Origin of the sequence: Paenibacillus sp. PAMC21692, from assembly GCF_014303795.1 — a bacterium.
Classification (GTDB): domain Bacteria; phylum Bacillota; class Bacilli; order Paenibacillales; family Paenibacillaceae; genus Pristimantibacillus; species Pristimantibacillus agaridevorans.
Genome location: NZ_CP060293.1, coordinates 6,272,550 through 6,295,308 on the forward strand (window position 1 = coordinate 6,272,550; position 22,759 = coordinate 6,295,308).

At 48.1% G+C, this 22,759-nt stretch carries 19 protein-coding genes; 5 read left to right on the top strand and 14 right to left on the bottom strand.

The window, feature by feature from the left end; all coding sequences use genetic code 11:
* Positions 1-403 precede the first annotated feature (403 nt).
* The 10 genes from H7F31_RS25545 to H7F31_RS25590 form a co-directional block, all read right to left on the bottom strand.
* Positions 404-1,996, bottom strand: a complete 1,593-nt coding sequence (locus H7F31_RS25545; RefSeq protein WP_187101095.1) for a response regulator — start codon at positions 1,994-1,996, stop codon at positions 404-406.
* A gap of 30 nt (positions 1,997-2,026) precedes the next feature.
* Entirely contained in the window at positions 2,027-3,754 is a 1,728-nt protein-coding gene (locus tag H7F31_RS25550) for a sensor histidine kinase (RefSeq protein WP_187101096.1), read from the bottom strand.
* Positions 3,755-3,776: 22 nt separating this feature from the next.
* Positions 3,777-4,595: a carbohydrate ABC transporter permease gene (locus H7F31_RS25555; RefSeq protein ID WP_187101097.1), complete on the bottom strand. Its 819-nt coding sequence runs from the start codon at positions 4,593-4,595 to the stop codon at positions 3,777-3,779.
* 1 nt (position 4,596) lies between these two features.
* Positions 4,597-5,472 (bottom strand): carbohydrate ABC transporter permease, encoded by an 876-nt coding sequence (locus H7F31_RS25560; RefSeq protein WP_261800130.1) that lies wholly within the window; start codon positions 5,470-5,472, stop codon positions 4,597-4,599.
* Positions 5,473-5,549: 77 nt separating this feature from the next.
* A complete protein-coding gene (locus H7F31_RS25565) occupies positions 5,550-6,869 on the bottom strand; it encodes an ABC transporter substrate-binding protein (RefSeq protein WP_261800556.1) in 1,320 nt (439 codons plus the stop codon).
* Positions 6,870-7,382: 513 nt separating this feature from the next.
* Positions 7,383-8,153 (bottom strand): ABC transporter permease, encoded by a 771-nt coding sequence (locus tag H7F31_RS25570; RefSeq protein WP_187101099.1) that lies wholly within the window; start codon positions 8,151-8,153, stop codon positions 7,383-7,385.
* Positions 8,154-8,912 (bottom strand): ABC transporter ATP-binding protein, encoded by a 759-nt coding sequence (locus H7F31_RS25575; protein WP_187101100.1) that lies wholly within the window; start codon positions 8,910-8,912, stop codon positions 8,154-8,156.
* Positions 8,913-8,925: 13 nt separating this feature from the next.
* A complete protein-coding gene (locus H7F31_RS25580; protein ID WP_187101101.1) occupies positions 8,926-9,276 on the bottom strand; it encodes a DUF1048 domain-containing protein in 351 nt (116 codons plus the stop codon).
* Between the two features lie 12 nt (positions 9,277-9,288).
* The gene (locus H7F31_RS25585; protein ID WP_187101102.1) at positions 9,289-9,636 is read right to left on the bottom strand and encodes a DUF1048 domain-containing protein; all 348 of its coding nucleotides are present in this window, start codon (positions 9,634-9,636) and stop codon (positions 9,289-9,291) included.
* Positions 9,633-9,941 (bottom strand): PadR family transcriptional regulator, encoded by a 309-nt coding sequence (locus tag H7F31_RS25590; protein WP_315970580.1) that lies wholly within the window; start codon positions 9,939-9,941, stop codon positions 9,633-9,635. Before H7F31_RS25590 ends, H7F31_RS25585 begins: the two co-directional genes overlap by 4 nt.
* Positions 9,942-10,213: 272 nt before the next feature.
* On the opposite strand from H7F31_RS25590, the gene H7F31_RS25595 reads away from it, so the two are divergent.
* Positions 10,214-12,310: a transglycosylase domain-containing protein gene (locus H7F31_RS25595; RefSeq protein WP_187101104.1), complete on the top strand. Its 2,097-nt coding sequence runs from the start codon at positions 10,214-10,216 to the stop codon at positions 12,308-12,310.
* A 173-nt stretch (positions 12,311-12,483) separates the two neighbouring features.
* On the opposite strand, the gene H7F31_RS25600 is transcribed toward H7F31_RS25595, so the two are convergent.
* The 3 genes from H7F31_RS25600 to H7F31_RS25610 form a co-directional block, all read right to left on the bottom strand.
* Positions 12,484-12,795, bottom strand: a complete 312-nt coding sequence (locus H7F31_RS25600) for a type II toxin-antitoxin system RelE/ParE family toxin (protein ID WP_187105538.1) — start codon at positions 12,793-12,795, stop codon at positions 12,484-12,486.
* 2 nt (positions 12,796-12,797) lie between these two features.
* Entirely contained in the window at positions 12,798-13,061 is a 264-nt protein-coding gene (locus tag H7F31_RS25605; RefSeq protein ID WP_187101105.1) for a type II toxin-antitoxin system Phd/YefM family antitoxin, read from the bottom strand.
* 139 nt (positions 13,062-13,200) lie between these two features.
* Positions 13,201-13,965 carry an SDR family NAD(P)-dependent oxidoreductase gene (locus H7F31_RS25610; RefSeq protein ID WP_187101106.1) on the bottom strand — a complete coding sequence of 255 codons (765 nt, stop codon included), beginning with the start codon at positions 13,963-13,965 and terminating at the stop codon, positions 13,201-13,203.
* A gap of 114 nt (positions 13,966-14,079) precedes the next feature.
* On the opposite strand from H7F31_RS25610, the gene H7F31_RS25615 reads away from it, so the two are divergent.
* The 4 genes from H7F31_RS25615 to H7F31_RS25630 all read left to right on the top strand — a co-directional run bounded on the left by H7F31_RS25615 (position 14,080) and on the right by H7F31_RS25630 (position 18,522).
* Positions 14,080-14,466: a MerR family transcriptional regulator gene (locus H7F31_RS25615; protein WP_187101107.1), complete on the top strand. Its 387-nt coding sequence runs from the start codon at positions 14,080-14,082 to the stop codon at positions 14,464-14,466.
* A 127-nt stretch (positions 14,467-14,593) separates the two neighbouring features.
* Positions 14,594-16,189 carry a spore germination protein gene (locus H7F31_RS25620; RefSeq protein WP_261800131.1) on the top strand — a complete coding sequence of 532 codons (1,596 nt, stop codon included), beginning with the start codon at positions 14,594-14,596 and terminating at the stop codon, positions 16,187-16,189.
* A gap of 46 nt (positions 16,190-16,235) precedes the next feature.
* Complete coding sequence (locus tag H7F31_RS25625; protein ID WP_187101108.1) at positions 16,236-17,327, top strand: GerAB/ArcD/ProY family transporter; 1,092 nt, start codon at positions 16,236-16,238, stop codon at positions 17,325-17,327.
* 7 nt (positions 17,328-17,334) lie between these two features.
* Positions 17,335-18,522 (top strand): Ger(x)C family spore germination protein, encoded by a 1,188-nt coding sequence (locus H7F31_RS25630; RefSeq protein WP_187101109.1) that lies wholly within the window; start codon positions 17,335-17,337, stop codon positions 18,520-18,522.
* Between the two features lie 102 nt (positions 18,523-18,624).
* Here H7F31_RS25630 and H7F31_RS25635 read toward each other — a convergent pair whose 3' ends face one another.
* The gene (locus H7F31_RS25635) at positions 18,625-22,758 is read right to left on the bottom strand and encodes a DUF4855 domain-containing protein (RefSeq protein WP_187101110.1); all 4,134 of its coding nucleotides are present in this window, start codon (positions 22,756-22,758) and stop codon (positions 18,625-18,627) included.
* Position 22,759: the final 1 nt, after the last annotated feature.

Genomic DNA, 22,759 nt, shown 5'->3' on the forward strand with positions numbered 1-22,759 from the left:
ACATTCCTTCTGTAAAATTGTTGGTCACAACCGTTTCCTTATCGATTGGCGCGTATTGCCTTCCAACAATTTGAGACAAAATCCCGCTCAGCTCATTCCATTTGTCAACATCGCCCGCACTGTCCGGCGCCGCCTTCGCTACGTCGTTAAAACCTGCGCTTGCCCAAGACCCCATTGAAATAAGCATTGCGAGAAATATTATAGTAATCTTTTTCATAGACTTCATTCATCCGTCTCCTTTAACGTTTATTTGAAAACGCTTTAAACTAAGATTCTTATGCCTCAACTTTCTAGTCGCACATTCAGTATAGGAAATCCAGTTATCAATTAAAACTTCAAAAATTCTAGAACTACTAGACAAATTGGCTTTTTTATTCTCGCGGGGTACATCGGTTGTCAACTTCTAAACTTTCATCCGCCTGTATTCCGTCGGAGAGCAACCGACATGCTTTTTGAACAGCCGGTAAAAGTAGTTCGGATCGGAATATCCGATACTGGCAGCGATATCATTGGCATGTTCCCTGGTCGTTACTAACAATTGTTGCGACTTATGAATCCGAATTCGATTGACATAATCATTAAACGACTCCCCTACTTCCTCTCGAAATCGCTTGCCCAGATAGGAGGGAGACAGATGAAAGTGGACGGCCAAATATTTCAGCGTCAAGTTGTCGGCGTAATTGGCGTCAATATACGATTTGATATCATTGACAATATTGTCGGATTTGTTCAAATTAATGTTCTCAATCATTTCAATAAAAACATCGACGGCTAGCGCGAATTTATTCCACAGCAGCGGAATCGAATCGACGAGCAGCAATTGTTGAATCGTCTCCGAGAATCGGTACTGTACATCGATGACATTTAATTCCGCGCTCTGCAAAAATTCAGGACAACGGCGGATCCAATCAACAAGGGCCGATCGCCACAAATGAAGCTGTTGGCTGTCCGAAGCCTTCATCATCCGTCGCTCCATCTCTTCCATCAGCCCCCGAATCTGATACATCTCTCCGCTCATAATCGCATGGGAGATCCGGTCCAGTCCCAGTTGCCGCCCAATCAGCTTCAGCTTGAGCTCCGCATTATCATAGGAATAATCAAGCACTGTGGTTTGCTCTACGATATATTTATAGTCCAGCAGCTCTCTGGCAGAGTCGTAGGACTGATAAATCAGACGCCATGAACGGCCTGGCTTCCCGATGATAGCGAGCAACTGAATATGAAGCGACTGTTCAACCTGATGTACGATATGATGAATCAGTTCGTTAATCTGGTTATGACTCCACTGGTTGTCGGTTTTGGTCAGCAGCAACAGGACTTCGCCCGACAAACCGCCAAACAAATGAACGGAACCGCGGTTCTCCATAATCTCTGCCGCAATGTTCAACAGAGCGTATTGGCAAAGATGTCGTTCCTTCAAAATCGCCCGTTCGCTTTGTGCCGTAATGGTGTCTATCATTACAACTTGGAACGGCGCCTCATGCAACCGAATATCAAGCAGCTCGCATTTTTCCTTCACGTCGCGAATGGAATAATTGTTGGCCATAATTTGATTCAACACATTCGTACGCATAAAGTTGTTTCTTTCGGCATCTTGCCGCTCCAAAACATACTGCTGTTCCATGCTGCTTACAATTTGCTCCAAAATCGTTTCCAGCTCTTCCTTATTGAGCGGCTTAAGCAAATAATTATCGATTCCGAGAGCCATCGCTTCCTTCAAATAGTGGAAATCATCATAGGCGCTAAGCACAATAACGCGCGCGCGCATCTCTTCCTGATGCAATTTGCGCATAAGCTCCAGCCCGTTTACCGGAGACATCTGAATATCGGTGACAAGCAGCGCGATATCCTTCGCTTCCCGGATCGCATGCCAAGCGTCTTGACCGTTATAAGCCATTCCGGCAATTTGAAATCCGTATGATTCCCAATCGATTAAAGTGGCGATCATCTCGCATATGACAGGCTCATCGTCGACAATAAATACTTTAAGCAACATGTGCAGCTCCTTTTCGAATGACTCGCAAGTTCAACTGGTTTTCGGAATTGTAAGGGTCATCGTCGTTCCTATTCCGACCGCGCTGTCCAACTCCATTTGATATTTGCCGTTAAACAACAGCTTTAATCGGCGATGCACATTCATTAAACCGACAGATTGCTGATCATCATCATCGCCCATACGCTCCATGAAAGCACGAACTGCAGCAAGCCTTTCGGCATCCATCCCGCATCCGTTGTCGCTAATCCGCAGGTAAATAGAATCCCGTTCTCCCCATACGGCCAGTTCAATTCTGGCATCCTGCTTGTCGGCGAATTTGGCATGTTTAAAGATGTTCTCGACGATCGGCTGCACGCTCAGCTTGGCAATTAAATATTCGCTGACCTCGTCATCCATATCGAGCGTGTATTGAACATTTTCCAGCTTCGTTAGCTGTAAGCGCAAATAAAGTTCGATATAATGGAACTCTTCATAAATCGGGACAAGCGTATTCCTGTTTTTTACATTCCATCTATAAAATTCGCTTAGATCATAAAGCATGTCCGACATTTGAATATCATTTTGTTTGAGTGCCTGCATCCGGAAAATTTCCAACGTATTCGACAAAAAATGCGGATTGATTTGCGCTTGCAGCGATTGTATTTCGACATTTCTCGCTTCGATTTCGAACAAATATTCCCGATTAATATAGTCGCTCAAATGCAAGCTCATTTTATTAAACATGCGCTCGATTTCCGCAAATTCATCGAAAGTAGTAATATGAATCTCCGAAAAATTGCCTTGGTCGATTCGGTTCATCGCTTTACGGATGACGGCAAGCCGAACCGATATTTTACGAGTCGTATAAACCGTCAATAGCAGCGTCAGAAGAAATAAGATAGCCAGCAGTCCCCATAACACTTTTTGAATCGCTTTGCTTTCCTTAAACAGCAATTCCTTGGATATCCAGCTCGATAATTGAATATCCCCCTTTGGGTTATTCTGCTTAATATTAAGAAAGCTGCTTGATTCAAGCTCATCTTCTTTCGCCGGCGGATAAATAACCTTCCCGAATGCATTTTCATATTGTACGGCGTGCACGTTTCCCAAGCTTTGCGAGGTCAAAAAAGCAACGTCCAAATTGACAATGAGCGTTCCGACTTGCACCTGCCGATCCAATGTTTGAATATCGTTGACGGCAAGAAAAATGCTTAAAACGCCTTTATTGGTGCGCGGCATGACATAATGGGATTCATTCGGAACAACCTTTACATACTCATCCTTCTCGAATTCATAGTGTTGCCGTACAAAATCAGGGAAGTTGCCATTCACGTATCCCGAATTTTTCATATAATAAAACAACTTTTCATCGCTGCTTCTTACAAAAAAAACGGATGGGACGCCATTAATCGAATTGGCCAATGAATTTAAAAAATGATTGATCGAAGTGCCGCGCGCCAAATTTTCCGCATTATTCCCTTTGTCGTAAAGCAAAATTTGATCAAGCACGGACACCCCCATATAGTTCTCGCTGTATAAAGAGCGTGTCCAGTTCTTGATTGAAGAAAGCCTCTCCTGGATTGCGTTTTGCCAGCCGGAAAGAACGATATGCTGGTAACGATATTCGCCTTCCAAAACCCTGTTGTTCACCTGCGAAATAATGATTTGTCCGAGAATCAGGACAAGGATCGATGAGATGAGCAGATGAACAAGCAGAACTCGTACAAACATCGATTGACGTATCGATCTCTTGAACCCGGCCAGCATTCTTGTGAGCACGGAGTAGGCTCCTTTCGCATATCTATCCTTTTATCGAACCGGCAGTCAGGCCATCGATAAAATGTTTTTGCAAAAATAAATAGAAAACCAAAATTGGCGCCGACGCCAAAAACATCAAAACAAACATCTCGCCCCAATTTGTCGAAAACTGTCCCATTGCCTGATAAATTCCCGTTGTAATCGTAGTTCCTCTCATCGGCCCCATAATAATTAACGGATTCAGGAAGTCGTTCCATATAAACACGCTTTGGAAAATAAGCACACTCGCCGTCACCGGGGCGAGCAGCGGGAATATAATCGTCCAGAAGATGCGGATTTGCCCCGCTCCGTCAATGGCGGCAGCTTCGTCCAGCTCGCGCGGCACAGTCTTCGTAAAACCCGAATAAAGAAAGGTCGCGAAAGGAACGTAATAAGCGATAAAAAACACGATAACCCCTGTCATGCTATGCATAATTCCGAAAAATTGCAGCACTTTCACAATGGGAATCAACACGATTTGCGGTGGGATCATCAAACCAAACAACAAAAAAATCATGAGGCCGTTAGAAAATCTCGTATTTTCTCTCGCAATATAATAAGAAACCATGGATGAGCTTATAACGATCAAGAGCACCGAAATGGATGTAATCACGGTACTGTTCCACAAACTGCTGAGCAGCGTACTCCCCGGTTTTGTAAGCACGCTAATGAAGTTGTCCCATACGAACGGAAACGGCAAGCTCATCGGATTGGACTTAATTTCATTCAGCGGCTTGAACATATTAACGATGGCGATATAAAACGGCATGAAGAAAAGACAAGCCACAAAAAGCGTTATTATAATTCGAAGGTATCTTTTCATTTTAATGCTCAACCTCCCTTTTGCGTAGGAAGGTTGTGGAAATAACCGATAAAAGGCCAATTAAAATAAATAACATGACCGACATACTCGAACCGTAACCCATTTCATTTTTTGTAAAACCTGTATATACGATTTTATAGGCAAGCACTTCGGTGGCCGTTCCCGGACCGCCGGCGGTCAGTACGGCAATCTGATCATAAATTTTAAATACGGTAATGAGCAGCATAATAATATTGATGGTGATGCCTGGCGCCAACAGCGGAAAGGTGACGTGCCGAAATTTATCCCATCTGTTTCCGCCATCGATATCGGATGCTTCATACAAGTCTTTCGGAATGCTTTGAAGCGTGGCCAAATAAATAACAACGCTAAAACCTAACATTTGCCAAATAATAACTGCCGCAACCGAATACAATGCAAGATCGGGATTAGCAAGCCAGCTTTCCTTCAAAAATTCCAGATGGAGCAAGCTCAATATTTTATTCAAAATCCCGTCATTCGTTAGTATGATCGACCAAATAAACCCGACTATGACGGCACTTAATATTTGCGGGGCAAAAAACATGGATCTCAGCGCGTTGTAGAGCATGCCTTTGAAATTCAGCATCATCGCGATCATAATGCCTAACGCGTTGCATGCAAAGGTTACTAGAATAGCAAGTGTAACGGTGTTGCCCAAAGCCTTCCAAAAGCCGGCATCCTCAAACAAATCCAAATAGTTTCTAAATCCAATAAAACTCCAATTAGGGTATAACGGATTGATGTTCGTGAAGCTGTACACGATGCTTAGTATAATCGGAACAATAATGAATACGGTATACATAGCGACGCCATGTGAAGCGAATACAACAAATCGGCCTACGCTTTTTCTCTTCATTCTCCTACCCCAATCCAACAATAAAGAGGCCCAATATTTGAAACTTAGACCTCTATTATTGTTTTATATTTATTCAATTATTTCATTCTTGCCGCCGTATCGTCCCATAGCTTATCCAGCTTCGCCAGTTCGCTTTCCACATCCGCTCCCATAATAATATCTTGAGCCATCTTGTCGAATGCGTCCTTAATGCCCGGCAACAGAGCGTCATCTCCGGCTTCAACGCCAAAGGAATTTACCGGCTTGTACTTGGCCAGTTGTTCGAGCTGCTCGTCGAACAGCGGTGTGCTTTCGAATGGCACTTCTTCCACCAAAGCCGGAATCGAGCCGTCCGCTTTCATAAATTCCGCCATAATTTCCGGATTCGAAGCGAATTCCGTAGCGAACAAAATCGCTTCTTCAGGATGAGCGGTTTTGGCGCTTACAGAGGTGCCGCCGCCCGTAAATACCGCAATGACCGGATCGCCGCTATCCGAAGGAAGCGCGAATGTGCCAACTTCGAAGTCTTTCTCCGTGGCTGCATCAGCGGAAATATACCAGCTGCCCATCGGATACATCGCGGTTTGACCTCGGAACCATACCTCTTCCAACTGACCATAGTTCAAGCTCAAGCCATCTTCATTGAAATAACCTTTGTCGACAACTTCTTTCCATTTCAAAATGGCGTTTTTAAATGCCGGGTCGGAAAACTTCACTTCGCCGTTCTTTCTTTTTGCTACCCAATCCGGCGTTTCGGCATATACGTCGGAACCGATAATCGCAACCGTCAAGAAAGTCGTTGCCCACGGATCGCTGCCGCCGCCATACAATAACGGCGTGTAACCCGCGTTTTTAATTTTTTCGGATATTTCCATAAATTCCGACCATGTGGCAGGCGGCGTAACGCCAACTTCATCAAATATTTTTTTGTTGTAGTACATCGTAGGATACGTTTGCGTGTTCCATGGAAGCTGATATTGTTTGCCGTCGATCAAATTGGCATTCGGCTGGGTGAACTTCGCCAAACTTTCTTCGGGGAATGGAAGCAAAGCCCCTGAAGCGGCGAACTCGGCCGGATTAACCGAGATCATAACGTCCGGAAAATCGCCTGTAGCCAGAAGCTGCTTGGCGTATTTGGCCCTGTCGATATCAGGCGAAACAATTTTATTAATTTTGATATGAGGATACTTGTCCGTTACTTTCTTGATCTGCGCATCCCAGAATTGTCCGGACAAGTTAGGCGTCTCATGTACTAGAAACGAAAGCTCCACCGTCTCTTTAGCGCCTTCGTCCGTACCTGTAGGTACCGTACTGGGCTCATTGGTTGGCGTTCCCGCATTACCGTTTCCATTGCTGCTGCAACCGACCACGGCGAGCGAAAGCGCCAATGTCAGAGTGACAAACTTCATTTTCGACATTGTTTTCAATTGATTGACCTCCTCGAGTTATTTGCTTATCTGTCCTACGAGCTTAATTGTAGCAGGGGTATTTTTCGAAAAAAACTTTAAAAAATACAAACCGGCTGTAATTATTAGATCAATCAGGCGAATTGAACAAAACAAAAAGACCGCATTCTTCGAATCGATTTGTCGATAAAACTCGATTCGAAACACGATTTGTTACAGCGGTGCTCAGGTGTCACAAGATTCCTGGCGGCCAACCATCCCGAGCGATTGGTCGGCATCCATCTGACAGTTGTCGGTTTATAGCTTATGGGCTTTCTGATTCGCCGGTAGGATGGGCCAGTTGGCCCTTTGAGAGGTTTCGTTCCGGAGTGATTGCGACGGTGACCTTAGTCAATCATTTAGCAAGTGCCGACAGGCATTGCCCTATTTTCAGCAGATATTCTGTTGCCCCCCAAAGAATGGGCGGAGCGGAACCTGAATATAACTCGCTGGACGGCAATGCCTCGCGGCGGAAATTTTACGGCTTTAAACGGCTTTGCGTTTGTATGCTCGCATCGCAAAGAGATAGGCGATGATCAGTATCCCTAAGCACCATGCTAATGCAATCCAAATATCATCCCCGACTGGCTGTTCGGCAAGCAATGCGCGGATGGCTGACACGATTGAGGTTACCGGCTGGTTTTCGGCAAAGACGCGAACGGCCATCGGCATCGACTCCGTCGGCACAAACGCCGAACTAATAAATGGCAGGAAGATTAGGGGGTATGAAAACGCGCTTGCACCTTCCACCGTTTTTGCGGACAATCCGGCCAGCGCCGCGATCCAGGTCAAAGCCAGCGTGAACAGTGCGAGTATTCCAGCTACGGCAAGCCATGACAGTATACCCGCCGATGAACGGAAGCCCATAATGAGCGCAACGAGAATAATGACGACTACGGAAATGGCGTTGGATACTACCGAGGTCAGCACATGCCCCCACAACACGGTAGAACGCGCGATCGGCATGGAGTGAAACCGCTCGATGATGCCCCGTTGCTTATCCAGGAACAGGCGGTAAGCCGTATAGGATATCCCGCTTGCAATGGCAATCAGCAGTATGCCGGGCAGCAGGTAGTTCACATAGTTATCCATACCGGTCTGGATTGCGCCTCCTAACACATAGACGAACAGCAGCATCATCGCAATCGGAGTGATACAGACCGTGATGATGGTGTCCATACTACGGAATACATGGCGCATGGAACGTCCCAGCATAACGCGCAAATCGCTAAAAAAGTAGTTTTTTGAGGCCTCCATTTACTTCCCCTCCTTTTTGCCGACAATTGCGAGGAATATCTCCTCTAATGTCGGCTGTTTTTCCACATACTCCGTCTTTGCGGGCGGAAACAGTCTTTTCAGTTCTTCAAGCGTGCCGCCTGCAATAATCCTGCCCCCATGCAAAATGGCAATTTGATCGGCAAGCTGCTCGGCTTCCTCCAGGTACTGCGTGGTGAGGAATATCGTCGTGCCACGATTAGCAAGCTGTTTGACCGTCTTCCACACCTCGATGCGCGCCTCGGGGTCAAGCCCGGTCGTCGGCTCGTCGAGAAATATGATCGGCGGATTTCCAACAAGGCTCAAAGCGATGTCGAGCCTGCGGCGCATACCGCCCGAATAAGTTGACGGCTTGCGGTCGGCGGCGTCTGTCAGTCCAAAGCGTTGCAGCATGTCATCCGCCACCTGACGCGGATTATTGAGGTGACGCAGCTTCGCAATCATGATGAGATTTTCCCTCCCGGTCAAAATCTCGTCCACGGCGGCAAACTGGCCGGTCAGGCTGATCGACTGCCTTACATGATCGGGCTTTGCTGCGACGTCAAATCCGTTAATGACAGCCGCGCCACCGTCCTGCGCAAGCAGCGTGGTAAGGATTTTAACAATCGTCGTCTTGCCAGCGCCATTGGAGCCTAGCAGGGCGAATATCTCACCTTGTTTCACTTCAAAATCGACGCCCGTTAGGACTTCTTTGTCTTTGAACGACTTTCGCAGACCTCTCACTTCAATTGCTTTTCCCATCCTGATCCCCCCTTTACTTTGATTTATCCGTCACCTTTTTCATGGCCTTGTTTACTTTTTGGTCAACCGTTTCTTGGTAGAGGTCAGAGTAGGTTTTGGAATCTTTGATGAGTTCGTCGCAGAAAGCCGCTACGTCATTGCCCGTCACTTCGAGCACGCCTTTCCCCAAGACTGCGCCCTCTTCAAAAAGATCAACAATTCCCGAGAGCAATCCCGTCCCGTCGGTTAACTCGACAGGGCCGACCTTAAAGAGATATTTTTGAATCTCTTTGTACACAATCCGATAATCTTGCGGGAGCGCTTTGACACGCGCCACATGCGCGCGCCACTCTTTTTTGCCTTGGATGATATCTTGTATGCTCATTTTATTTTCCTCCTATTTGCCTAATTTTTTGGCGATATTATGATTGAGCTGCGCACGCCACTTGTCGCGGTAAGTCTTTGCCCCTTCTTCGCCAGCCAGCGCTGCACAGAAGCCTTTGATATCGTCGCCTAAAACCTCTTGGACACTCTGGCCGTCCGACGCCGTTTCTTCGAGCAGACCAAGCACGCCGTCAAGAATGGGCATGAGGTTGCGCCCTGTGAAATCGGAGTGCGGCCAAAGATGGTTCTTAATGTTTTCCCATGCCGCTTGATAATCAGCCGGCAACATTTTGGCTCGCGATTCAAAAGTTTTAAATTCTTTAGTCATGTCGCTTCCCGTGATTTTTTCCCAAAAGTTCATTGTTTTTTCTCCTTTAACTCATTCATTTTTGATGATACGAAGTCCCATCTTTCCCAGAACTTCTGTAGTTCCTTGCGTCCCGCGTCGTTGAGCGTGAAGAACTTTCTCGGCGGCCCCATATCGGAGGGCTTCTTGGCGATCTCTACAAGTTTGTTTTTTTCAAGCCGGATCAGGATCGTATACACCGTTCCCTCCACAACATCCTGGAAGCCGAGGGCGTTCAGCTGCCGCGTGATTTCGTAGCCGTACGTTTCGTTGCGGCTAATAATTTCAAGGACGCAGCCCTCTAGCACGCCTTTTAGCATTTCTGTTAAGTTTTCCAACCTCATCATTCCTTTGCTATTCTGTACGACTGGTATCAAGTATCACTTACTACTTCTACATAGTATTACGTAGTAGCTGATTTGTCAATAGCGGCGCTTCTAAAAATTTGGAAGCAAGTCCCTAAACAAACAAGCCTCAGGATGGTTGGAATTCATCGTGGCTGGTTACGATCTGACGTACCTAAAACGGCAAGTCGCTACGAATATTGTACTTTATATGTAGTAACCGTTTAGGCAGCAACAGGAGGATAGCAATGGAACCAGAAATCAACAAATCGAGAAATGCCAAGAAAAAGTTTAGCCTATGGAAAAAGCCATCCCGGCGTTCGGTGTTATTCCTATCAATCCTCGTAGTTACCGTGGCAACAATCGTCTGCTGGAGCGGATTCCGCCTGCTGGTGGCCGCCCAAGATATCAGCGAACTTGATAAGCCGCTTCCGGCGGCAACCATATTGTACGACCGCAACGGCAAGGAAGTGGAGCGGCTGTCACGCAGTGAAATCGTCCCCGTCGAATACAGCATACTGCCGAAGTCGTTAATCGATGCAGTGACGGCCGTAGAGGATAAGCGTTTTTTCGATCATAAAGGGATGGATACGCGGGCAATCGGCCGGGCGTTTTATGCGAATTTAAGGGCAGGCGGCACCACGCAAGGGGGGAGTACAATTACGCAGCAGCTTGCCAAAAACGTCTTTTTGTCCCACGAGCGCACTTGGATGCGCAAATGGAACGAAGTACTGTTAGCGAAAAAAATCGAAGAAAATTACAATAAGCAGGAAATCCTGGAGATGTACCTCAATCAAATCTATTTTGGCGAAGGAGCCTGGGGCATAAAACGGGCTGCCGAGACCTATTTCGGCAAGACCGTTGACAAGCTGACGCTCTCGGAATCGGCTGTACTGGCAGGTCTTATTCGAGCTCCATCCGCTCTTACTCCTTACAAGCATCCGGAGAAAGCGAAGGAGCGGCGAAATCTGGTACTTCGTCTAATGGAGGAACAAGAAAAAATCACAACCGCCGATTACAAAATCGCCATTAGCGAGCCGATAACGCTGTCCGTAGCCAAATCGGACAAAGCGTCAGCGATGAAATATCCCTATTACGTCGATCAAATGATTCGCGAAGCGGTCGTCAAATACGGATTGACGGAAAACGAGGTATTACACGGCGGGCTGCATATTTATACCGCGCTGGATACGGGCATGCAGCAAGCGGCGGAAAGTGTATATGCCGACGAGTCGTTGTTCCCGGAAAGCAAATCGGATCAGCTCATTCAGAGCGGCGCAGTGTTGGTCGATCCAAGGGACGGGGGGATTCGGGCGTTAATCGGCGGGCGCGGCAATCAGCCGTTCCGTGGCTTCAACCGCGCATCGCAGTTGAAACGGCAGCCGGGCTCCGCATTGAAACCGATCGCCGTTTATGCGCCGGCGCTAGAGCAAGGCTACAAGCCAAGCGATACGGTTGTCGATGAACCGGTAGACTTCGGCGGCTACCGGCCCAAAAATGTCACCGGACGTTACTACGGCGAAGTATCATTATATGAATCGCTGGTACATTCGTATAATATACCGGCGGTCAAGCTGCTGCATGAGATCGGAATCGACGCAGGTATGGACGCCTCCGCACGATTCGGATTGGAACTTGCGGATGGAGACCGTACTTTAGGTCTTGCGCTCGGCGGCCTGCAGGAGGGCGTTTCGCCGCTTGATATGGCAGAAGCGTTCGGAACGTTTGCAAGCGACGGCTCCCGCATGCCGGCCCATACGATCGAGCGCATCGAGTCCGCTGACGGAATTGTTCTTGCAGACGCCAGCCAACAAGCACCTGTGAAGGTGATTGAACCCGAAGTCGCCCGTACCATAACGGCGATGCTGGAGGGCGTCGTGCGTGAAGGTTCCGGCCTTGCAGCAGCGCTTCCGGGACGGCCGGTCGCAGGCAAGACTGGAACGACGCAGATGCCAGGAACAGATGGCGGAATCAAGGATAATTGGTTCGTCGGCTTTACGCCGCAGCTTGTCGGAGCCGTCTGGCTCGGCTATGACAAAACGGACGGCGACCATTACTTGACGACCACTTCCAAAGCGGCTGCATCCGTCTTCCAGCCGTTGATGGCAAAGGCGCTCGATGGTGAGCCCGTTATCGCATTTCATGCAGTGAAGGGCCTTAAGAAGATTCGAAACTACGACAATGATTACGATAAGCAAGGCGATAAACATAAAGAGAAAGGAAAAGGCAAGGATAAGAAGAAAGACAAGGAGCATTACGATAAGAAGAAGGAAAAGGAACGCAGAAAAGCAGAGAAGAGATACAAGGAACAAAACAAAAAAGATCACGATAATGCTGACGATTGACCCTATCACTCCATAGTAGATCGCGCTGCCAAGCGCAAAAGAAGCTGTTCCTGAACCAATAGGTCATGGACAGCTTTTTTTATTTAAATTTGGGAACGCGCCATTGACTTATTGCTAAAGCTTGAACGCTACATGGCGTGCTCCCGAGTGAGTCGGTTTCACTACCATAATGTTTACAATAAACTGTTCCAATGCCTTCTTCCATAAAGAATTCGTATTACCGTGACGGTCTCTTCCGGTTCCGAAACTACAAAAAACACAATATAAGAATCCACAAGCATTTTTCTAATACCTTGACCAGCCAATCGTTCATCTTCAACTAGACCAAATCTGAAAGGAATAATTTCCAATTGAAACACGCTCTCCGCAATTTTGGCAACCATTCTCCGTGCAGTAACAGGCTCAAGCAAATCGTTTGCAATATAGTTTACGATATCACTCAAATCCCTTTCTGCCGTTTCAGTGATCACTACTAGATAACTCATGCTCAATCAGGAATTCCCTTCTCGATGTCTGCAAGCGCCTCACGAAATGGCCGCACTTTTTGATTTTGCTTAGCATCCAGTCCCTCATCCAGCAATTTATACAGTTCAAACTTTCCAACCAGTTTTTCATACGTTTCAATACTCATCACAGCCAGATCGCCTTGTCCATTCTTTGTAATGTAGACAGGTTCATCATATTTATGGCAGAACTCAGATATTTCACTGTATTTATTCCGTAAGTCTGAGCTTGGTCGAATAGTCGGCATGTCACGTCCTCCTTACAGTTTCATATCGTTATTGTATTCAAATAATGATATACAATCAATCCCTTATGAAATTATTGCATAAAAACAAAAAAACGGCATCTCTGCCGTTTTTGTTTACAGATACAACTTTTAAAATGCGTCACAGCATCATTCCGCCGGAAGCTTCGATGCGCTGCGCGTTGACCCAGCCCATCTCCGGAGTACATAGCGAAGCGACAACGCCTCCGATGTCGTCCGCTTGGCCGACTCTGCCCAGTGCGATGGCCGATGCGATGTGCGCGTTTATGTCCGGATTGTCGCGCACCGTCCCTCCGCCGAAGTCCGTGGCGATCGCGCCAGGCGCAACCGCGTTGACGCGAATGCCCCTTTTGCCCAATTCCTTCGCCCAATACCGCGTCAGCACTTCTACGGCGCCTTTCATCGCCGCGTAGGCGCTGTAACCTTCGAAAGAAAAGCGAGCAAGCCCTGTCGATACGTTGACGATTGCGCCATTATCGACAATTACCGGGAGCAGCTTCTGCGTCAAAAAATAAACGCCTTTAAAATGAACGTTCATCAATCCGTCAAACTGCTCCTCCGTCGTAGAAGCGAAAGGCTCGTTAACCCCGTAGCCCGCATTGTTGACCAAAAAATCGAACGCATCTCTACCCCATTTCTCCCGAAGCGCGTCTCTAAGCGCCGATACAAAAGCGTCGAACGAGGAAACGAGACCGGCATCGAGCTGCAAAGCGGCCGCCTGGCCTCCGATTGCCTCGATTTCGCGTACGGTTTCATCTGCTTGGTCTTTTTGCGAATGATACGTGATGACGACGCCAATACCTTTGCGAGCTAGCGCAAATGCCGTATTGCGGCCAAGCCCTCGGCTTCCGCCAGTCACGAGAGCGATTTTCGTTTGATTTTCCATCTTCGAGTCCCCCATTTCGGTAAAATTGCCCCTTGACCGAACTGATCGTCAAGGACTAAAATCAGCTTATCACTTCGAGTTAACTCTAAGTCAAGCGATCGGAGGACCGCAAAAATGAACTATACGATCAACGAAGTCGCCAGCAAATTTAATCTGTCCGCACACACGCTGCGTTATTACGATAAGGAAGGTTTGCTCCCATTCGTCGGAAGGAATAAATCAGGCAATCGGATGTTCACCGACTCGGATCTCGACTGGGTCACCATGATCTGTTGTCTGAAGGATACTGGCATGCCGATCAAAGAAATCAAAACTTACAGCCAATGGTGCCAGATGGGAAAAGAAACAGTAGACGAACGAAAAAAGATGCTTGCGGTACACCGTCTAGCCGTCGAAAAGCAAATCGAGCAGCTTCGAAACCATCTGAAGATCATCGATAACAAAATAGCCATGTATGACGACCCCGATTACATTCAAATGTTAGAGTTGCGTAGGACCTAGTGGCGATCTTTGCCGCTAGGTTTTTCTTATGGACCCCGAAAGAAGCTTCTCCTTTTGGTCACTTGCATAAATACCCATGGATTGGGAATGAATACTTGTAGAAAACCCGTACTTCGGAGGCTAATCCGTGACTCAATTCCATAAACGATTCTCGAAATCGTCTCTAAAAAAACAGGCTCGGCGGGAAGTTTTGCTGCAAGAGAATCAAGGCAATCCAAGCCAACAATTTGTTGCGGATTTAAATCAAAATGAACAAGTTATGAAAGAACTGTTTCGAAACTGTTCCGATGTTGTATATCGCCCTATTCAAATTCATGAAAAAAAGATAGCGTTACTGATCTATATAGATGGAATCGTGGATACGAAAAGCTTAGAACAAACCTTGCTTATGCCCCTAATCCTCAAAGAAATGCCGGAAAGATCAAGTAACCTGGAGTCTTTGGATAAACTTATCCGCGATCAAGCTATCGCTACCCGGCAAACAAAACTGGCAAGCAGTGTATTTGAAACGGTGCAGGATGTTTTAAAGGGTCAAGTCGCGATTTTTGCGGAGGGAGAGAATCAAGCTTTACTCGCCGACCTCCATGATTATGAAACACGACAAATTACAGAACCGGTTGTCGAATCCGTCATACGCGGTCCCCGAGAAGGGTTTACCGAATCGTTGCAAACGAATACGAGCTTATTAAGGCGAAGATTGCGGAGTGCCAGATTGAAAATTGAATCTTTAACGATTGGTACATTGTCTCAGACGGATGTGGCCATTGTATATATTGAAGGCATCGCTCAAGATTCGATCTTGGAGGAAGTTCGAAAGAGAGTTGGCCGCATTCAGATAGATGCTGTATTGGATTCGGGATTTATTGAAGAATTTATCGAAGACAACCCCTTTTCTCCGTTCCCGCTGGTACAAAATTCAGAACGACCGGACGTAGTGCTCTCTAGTCTGTTGGAAGGCAAAATCGCTATTATAGTGAACGGCACACCGTTTGTGCTTATTGTCCCTCTAACGTTTTGGTCCGTCATCCAAGCTGCGGAAGATTACTATGAGCATTTCATCTATACAACAGCGATTCGATGGCTGCGGTTCATGTTGCTGGGTATTTCGTTCCTACTCCCGTCACTATATGTTGCAGCCACCACGTTCCATCCGCAGTTAATTCCAGCTGATTTACTACTTAGTATCGCTGCCGCTCGAGAAGGCGTTCCTTTCCCGGCCGTTGTGGAAGCGTTATTGATGGAAGTCATGTTCGAGGCGCTTAGGGAAGCCGGCATCCGTTTGCCCAAACCGGTCGGTTCGACGGTAAGTATGGTCGGGGCATTGGTGATTGGGGAATCCGCGGTGCGTGCCGGCATCGTTTCGGCGCCCATGGTCATTGTCGTTGCGTTTACAGGTATAGCTTCGTTTACTATTCCCCGATACAATTTGGGGCTAGCTTTTCGAATTCTGCGGTTCCCGCTATTAATCTTGGCGGGCACGTTAGGTTTTTACGGGATTGGCTTCGGAATAATCGCGCTCCTTATTCATCTGGTCAATCTTCGTTCGTTTGGAGTGCCATTTCTAGCCCCGGTATCTCCTCAAATTCCCGGGAATTTAAAGGATGTCCTGATCCGTTCACCGCGATGGGCTATGAATGCTCGTCCGACATACCTTGCAGGAAGGAATTCAAAGCGCATTCCAAAAGGGCAAAAGCCCGATGAAAAACGAGGGAGACGCGAGTAGGCATTGAAAATCGTATCCGATTAGCCATAGATAGGAGCGCTTACGAATGAAAATATCCGGACTCCAGCTTTTCTGGCTGATCGTAAATATGATAACCGGCCTTGGTATTTTGTTTACTCTGTCTCCAGCCATTGCCGAGGCTAAGCAAGATGCTTGGATTTCCATCGCATTGGCTGGAATAATCGGGCTTTGCATGATGATCCTCGCTGTAAAGGTAAGCCTTCTTTACCCCGAGCAAACATTTATACAATATAGCCAGACAATATTAGGGAAATGGTTAGGAAAAATACTCGTCGTTCCTTACTTTATGATGTGGTATTCGGTAAGCGGGATTATTTTACGCAATTCCACCGAATTTATATATGTTGCGCTGTTTAACGAAACTCCCTTAACCGTGTTATCGATCGTCATGTTAATTTTGGCGATTTATGTTCTTTATACGGGAGGCCTTGAAGGAATCGCGCGTTGCAGTGAATTGATGGGCCCATTTATCGTGCTTATGCTTTTGGGCACTTTCGTTCTTAGCTTGAATCAGTTGGATTGGCAGCAATTAACACCCGTCTATGCCGATTCCGGTTGGAAATCCATTTTGAAAGGGGCAACCCCACTCGTTGCTTTTTATGGCGATATCATCTTGTTTGTCATGGTGTTCTGTTTCCTAGCAGATTTCCGTCAAGTATTGACACGGTCCATGTGGGGAATGGTTGTTTCCTCTATTTTGACTATTATAGCAACCGCGATGATCATTATGACATTTGGGCCGACGATCCCCTCGCGAATGTGGTTTCCTTTTTTAAGTATGACGCGATTTATTTCCGTCTTGGGATTTATTGAAAATGTCGACATCTTTGTCGTAATTATCTGGATGTTTTCTGTTTTTATCAAATTGTCTTTATACCTGTTTGTCACCATTTACGGAACCGCACAATGGCTCAATATGAAAGATTGGAGAAAGTTAATTTGGATTATTGTTCCAATTATATTTCTTTACTCGCTGTTGCCAAAGAACATTGCAGAGGTCGTGGTCGGTTTCCAACAATCTTTGATACCCCGTGCCCTGCTCATCTACGCATGCGTTTTTCTCCTATTATTATGGATAGTCGGGTTGATCCGCCAAAGAGATCCAACAAGAAGGTGAGGCCGCAATGAAACCAATACACTTTATGATCCCTATCCTATTACTCTTGCTCATGCTGTCGACGACAGGTTGCTGGGATCGCAAAGAACTCGACGACCAAGCCATTATCACCGCCTGGGGATTTGACTTGATCGAAGATGACATGTATACGGGGACTGCGCAGTTTGCAATTCCTTCGAAACTAGGCGTAGGTGAAGAGAAAAGCCAGGACAAGGCTTTTTTCACCATATCGGGAAATGGGAAAAATATGTACGATGCCTCCAAGAATATGCGGTTAAAACTATCAAGGCCGTGGTTTGAAGGGCATAGCGGGGTAGTCTTGATTGGGGAAACATTAGCGAAACATGGCCTTGCAAACATTTTGGATGAATTAGGCCGGGATCCCACTGTTCGACTGCGAAGAGACATATTAGTCTTAAAGGGAGGCTCGGTACAGGATTTTCTCGAATTGACGTATCCGCTAGAGAGTCTATCCGCGCATGCTATTGTCAATATGCACGAGACAGCTGGATTAAAGGCCAATCGTACGTTGCGAAACTTTTATATGGCTGCCGAGAGCGAGGAGAGCAGCCCTTTCTTGCCTGTGATCGAGATGACTGACAGTTCTTCCGAGAAAAGCTCTGAACGAACAGATCCAAAGATGAAGCTATGGGGTTTCGCTATCTTTAACAAAGACTCCCGGCTCGCCGGATATTTGCCGATGAATAAGGGCTACTACCAGCAATGGGTCAAAGGGTTATTGAAATCAATAATCGTCACGGTGGATATTCCCGGGGAGAAGGGAAACGTCGTTGTGGAGGCAAACCATTTGAAAAGCAAAATCGTGGCATCCCAGCGCGGCACGAAAGTACATTTTCTCGTTACGCTTAGCGGAAAGGGGAAAATCCGGGAAAACAACACTCGCTTAGACTTGGCTGTTTCTAAAAACATAGCTCTGGTCCAGAACGAATTACATACTCAAGTCGGTACATATGTCCATCAGATCATACAGAAAGTGCAACCTCTCGGCACGGACATTTTCGGTTTTGGCGAAGCTTTTCACCGACAACATCCATATCAGTGGAAAATGTTAAAGAAGGAATGGCCAGAGAAATTTGCAGAAGCGGAAGTTTCCATTTCAATGAATCTGCAGATTCAAGAAACAGGATTAATTGGCGCACCATATATTTTGAAAAATAGGGAGATAAAAAAATAAATGGGGAGACAAGCAAGTTTTATTATGTATCGTCGAAAAAGCACATCCCGGGCGCGTTGCCACGCTAATCGGAATGTGCTTTAATCAATTGTGTTCCCGCGTCTACCCCTGCTGCTGCCCCTCGATTAATTGAAGAACGCGATACAAGAACGTCGCCGCTTCCGCTCTGCTGGTCGTACTCTTCGGCTTCATATAGCCGCCCGAGCCCGTAACCAGCCCATGCTCGAACATCGTTGCCACGCTGTCCGCAGCATATGGCGCGATCTGGCTCGCATCACGGAAGCCCTCAAGCGTTGAACCGGATGCGGACGGCTTGATTGCCCCCGTCGTTTGCAGCGCTCGGGTCAGCATAACCATAGCGTCCTGGCGGCTGATTGAGTCGCGAGGAGCAAAGTTAACTTCGTTTACTCCCGAAACGATTCCCAATTGCTTGGCGATGGACACCGCATCGTAGTAATAATCATTCGGCTTCACATCGGCGAACGTCGAGGTAATCTCGGCGCGCAGGTCAAGCATGTTCACCAGCATCAGGATAAAATCAGCTCGCGTTACTTGATTTGCGGGGCTGAAAGTGCCATTTTCGATCGAGGTGCCTTTGACGATGCCTCTTTCGGCCAGCTTCTCGATCGCCTCGCGCGCCCATTCATGCTTGCCTAGGTCAGAGAACGCAGCCGGTTTCTTGCCGCCGACGGCGTAGACGCCAACTTGGTCGATGGAGAATCGCAGTACGCCCTTGTCTTTGTCATAAGACGCGCCTTCAATTGCCGCCGCGCTGTCGCCTGTCAGCTCGAAAGCTTGCAGATCAGCAGCTTGCTCGCCCGCTTGCGGCGAATACGGAATCGCAATCGAGATCGGTGCCTTCGCATTGTTCCAAGACAGAGCTTCACCGTCCAGTTGCAACGCAATTTCCACGACGGGCCTGTTGCCGATCCGGCCAGCCGCTTCGTTGCCGCGATACTCGCCTGCATGGTCGCTTACGATAACGAGCAGCTTTCCGGCATTCTCCTTGACTCCAGCCAGCATGTCGCCAGTCAAAGCAAGCTGGGCATACGGCGTGGAGATATGCAGAATCAGATTAGGCTGGTTCGTCAGATTAGCCGCCTGAAGCTCCACAGCATAGCTGCCAGCCGCGTTCGACGGCTTCAATACAAGACGAATATGCTTGTTGCCGTTGCTGTCGGCTGTTGCCTTGAGAATCGCGGCATTCAGATCCGCTGCTCCGACCGAAGCCGCGGCCTGATTGCCTTTCAATGTCGGGACAAGCACGGCTTTGACTGAACCGTCCGTTTGCAACGTATAGGGATCTTGCGCCGGACCGCCTCCAATGCTGCCTCCATTGCCTCCGCCAGTGGAAGGCGGCTTGCGATATTCGAAGGTTGCCTGCTCTGGAGTCGTCATGTCATCCGTTTCAAGCTCGACCGTATACAGTCCTTCCTCTTCTCCGGTCAACGTAAAGACGATGCGGAAGCTTCCGTCATCCTCAGAACCCGTCTGACCGGTATATTGAATGTTGCCTTTCGGGTCAAGCACTTTGACATACAAATGTTCTTTCTTGCCGTTCATGACCAGACCGTCAATCGTGACTTTCTTCGTGGAGGCGTCCACGGCTGCTTGTATGCCGTCCAATGTCTTCAGCTCTTGCTGCTGGGCAAGATCGTACACGCCGAATTCATAGAAGGAATAACCGTAGAATGTTGCACGAGTCAGTCCTTCAAACTTGATATATCTTGCAGTCGTTGCCGGGAATACCAGCGTGTTCTTGCCGTCGGACGCTTTAACCACGCCATTGTTGCCAAAGTTCAAAGGCTTCCACGTCTGCTTATCATCCGAGACGCTCAGACGGTATTGGTCCGCGCGCGCATATTCCCAATCGATGCGGATCGTATCGAAGGTTTGCTGGCTGTCCAGATCGACCTGGAACCAAGCCGTGTCGCGCACTTCGCTCGCCCAACGCGTGCCCGGTGCGCCATCCAGCGCCTTAGAAGGCTCAAGACCTGCAGCTTCCGTCGAGGACGCCTCTGCTTCTTTGTCCTGCGCGATGCTGCCAACCTCGTAATACACGCCTTCCTTCAGCGCCGTATAAGCGCCTTCCGTTACAAACTCAAGACCTTTAGCCTCTTCCAGCTTCGCATTGAATGCCAGCAAATAGTTCTTGGCTTGCTCAGGGTCGCTCTCTTGCGTACGCTCCATCATGATCAAGGCGTTGCGCATAGCGCGTACCGTATCGGCATTGCTAAGCTGCTTGTTGTCCGCGTACTTATCAACAAGAGCCAATAGACCTTCAGCGCCCAAACGTGCTTCTATTACGAATTTAACCGTCTTGGATTTGCCAGCCGCCACCGTCAGCTCCAGTACATGCTTGCCCGGCTTGCCCGCCAGATCTACTATAGTTCCTTGCGTATAAGGTTTGCCGTCATACTTGGCCGTTACTTTGACGATCCCGCTGTCATCATCTCCCGGAATAGTCCAGGTGAAAGCGGCCTGTGTCGTATCAGGCACAATCGTATGCTCCGAGATCGGCTCCCCGTTCATGAGCGCTACAACATCAGGCGGAGCAGCGTCTTGCTTCTGATAAGTGCCCTTCACGAATTGGTACAGCCAATCGTAGAGGACGCGGGTAGCAGGGTCCTCGCTTTTCGCCGCGGTGTAAACGGCGTTGTTGCCTTGATAGTATGCTTTATACCCTTGCTGCATCAGCCCTGTATCCACGCCGCTGTTCAAGTAATCGATGAACCGCTCGCGGAAGACGGCGTCATTGATCATCCGATCATCGAACTCCACCTCCAGCGACATGCCGTACCGTTTCGCCATATCCGCTGTATCCTCCAGACGCGAAGGGTCCAGTTTCTCGAAGAAATAGTTCGGCTGCAGGGATATGGCATCAATGCCGACATCCTTCCACATGAATGCCTTATAGGCCATAAAGTGCGGAATCCAGAACATCTTCAGGTCAGCGTTATGAACGATATCGCTCGCCCTCTTGACCATCTCAGGGCCGGTCGAATGCGTGCTGATTTGTTCCTCCAGCCAATACATGCCGACAAGCTCCAGGTTCGAGTAGCCCGCAGCCGCCCATCTGGCGTTTACTTCATCCATCCACCATTGAATCGCTTTGGCCCGGTTGTTCAGCGATGAGGCATTGCCGACCACACTTAGATCGAAGTTCAGATTTTCACCGTTAATGCTGCCGAAATCGGACTGATATTCGCCCGGATCGGGAATCATCATAACAACCTTCGTTTTACGGTCAGGCTCTCCAAGCTTCGCGCCTACCTCGACCGTCGCCTCGTTCAACGCGCTCATATCGCCGCCTTCGTTAAACGTTTTATTCAAATACCATTCCCATTCCTCTTTCCTGGCTTTGCCGGACGCATCCGTCGCTCCGAAGCCTCTGCCGTTCTCCGACGTCAAACCCAGATACAGCACGCCGTCGAACAACCAATCAACAGGCTCCCCTTGCTTGTTCACATAGCTGATATTGGGGATAACACGTTCCTTCGTCCAAGTTCCTGTGCCGTCCGCATAATGCCCGTTATATAGCAAGCCCAGGTTTTCGATCCCGCCAGTAGCATCCCCAGGCTGCTGGAGGCCGTAAGGCTCCGGCTGCACTGGTTGCGCTCCGGCGATCAAGCCGTCCGCGCCGGTAATCGTCACCTCGTCGATCATGCTCCATGCCCTCGGATGCATGGAGAACACCACTTTCACATAACGAGCGTACACGAGTCCTTCGGTATAATCGCCACGTTTGACGACTCCGGTCTCTGCACTGCCGTCCCACGAAAACGTCTCGATGTTGGTCTGATCGCCCCATAACAATTTAGTCGCATTATGGGACAATACGCCCCAGTTCACCTCATCGTCTGACACATAGAATGAAACGGTGAGCGGTACCAGCGTTTCATTGTTCGGCCAGTCGTGCAGGAAACGCGCGCTCACGTCCTTGATCGTCTTTTGCTCGCCTAGATCAAACACAACCGAACGGGATTTCATGTTGCGGTGGCCCACCCAGTTGCCGCTGTTACGCGATAGATCGGCAGCATTGCCGTCCGTCAGCTTCGTCCCGTCATCCGGGAAAGCGTCCTCCGGCTGTTCTGACCAAGTGTACGTTTTCCCTTGAGCCACATTGTAGAAGTCGGCGTTTTCTCCGCCCGCCTCCTCCGCATACACGGAGGATATCAACGAGAACAACATGACCGGGACAAGCAGCAAAGCAGTCAAACTTCGTCTAGTTTTCACC

Coding starts and splice junctions, on each gene's coding strand:
- H7F31_RS25545 (WP_187101095.1), bottom strand. CDS start 1,996: ATGTTGCTTAAAGTATTTATTGTCGACGATGAGCCTGTCATATGCGAG.
- H7F31_RS25555 (WP_187101097.1), bottom strand. CDS start 4,595: ATGAAAAGATACCTTCGAATTATAATAACGCTTTTTGTGGCTTGTCTT.
- H7F31_RS25560 (WP_261800130.1), bottom strand. CDS start 5,472: ATGAAGAGAAAAAGCGTAGGCCGATTTGTTGTATTCGCTTCACATGGC.
- H7F31_RS25565 (WP_261800556.1), bottom strand. CDS start 6,869: ATGTCGAAAATGAAGTTTGTCACTCTGACATTGGCGCTTTCGCTCGCC.
- H7F31_RS25570 (WP_187101099.1), bottom strand. CDS start 8,153: ATGGAGGCCTCAAAAAACTACTTTTTTAGCGATTTGCGCGTTATGCTG.
- H7F31_RS25575 (WP_187101100.1), bottom strand. CDS start 8,912: ATGGGAAAAGCAATTGAAGTGAGAGGTCTGCGAAAGTCGTTCAAAGAC.
- H7F31_RS25580 (WP_187101101.1), bottom strand. CDS start 9,276: ATGAGCATACAAGATATCATCCAAGGCAAAAAAGAGTGGCGCGCGCAT.
- H7F31_RS25585 (WP_187101102.1), bottom strand. CDS start 9,636: ATGAACTTTTGGGAAAAAATCACGGGAAGCGACATGACTAAAGAATTT.
- H7F31_RS25590 (WP_315970580.1), bottom strand. CDS start 9,941: ATGCTAAAAGGCGTGCTAGAGGGCTGCGTCCTTGAAATTATTAGCCGC.
- H7F31_RS25595 (WP_187101104.1), top strand. CDS start 10,214: ATGGAACCAGAAATCAACAAATCGAGAAATGCCAAGAAAAAGTTTAGC.
- H7F31_RS25600 (WP_187105538.1), bottom strand. CDS start 12,795: ATGAGTTATCTAGTAGTGATCACTGAAACGGCAGAAAGGGATTTGAGT.
- H7F31_RS25605 (WP_187101105.1), bottom strand. CDS start 13,061: ATGCCGACTATTCGACCAAGCTCAGACTTACGGAATAAATACAGTGAA.
- H7F31_RS25610 (WP_187101106.1), bottom strand. CDS start 13,965: ATGGAAAATCAAACGAAAATCGCTCTCGTGACTGGCGGAAGCCGAGGG.
- H7F31_RS25615 (WP_187101107.1), top strand. CDS start 14,080: ATGAACTATACGATCAACGAAGTCGCCAGCAAATTTAATCTGTCCGCA.
- H7F31_RS25625 (WP_187101108.1), top strand. CDS start 16,236: ATGAAAATATCCGGACTCCAGCTTTTCTGGCTGATCGTAAATATGATA.
- H7F31_RS25630 (WP_187101109.1), top strand. CDS start 17,335: ATGAAACCAATACACTTTATGATCCCTATCCTATTACTCTTGCTCATG.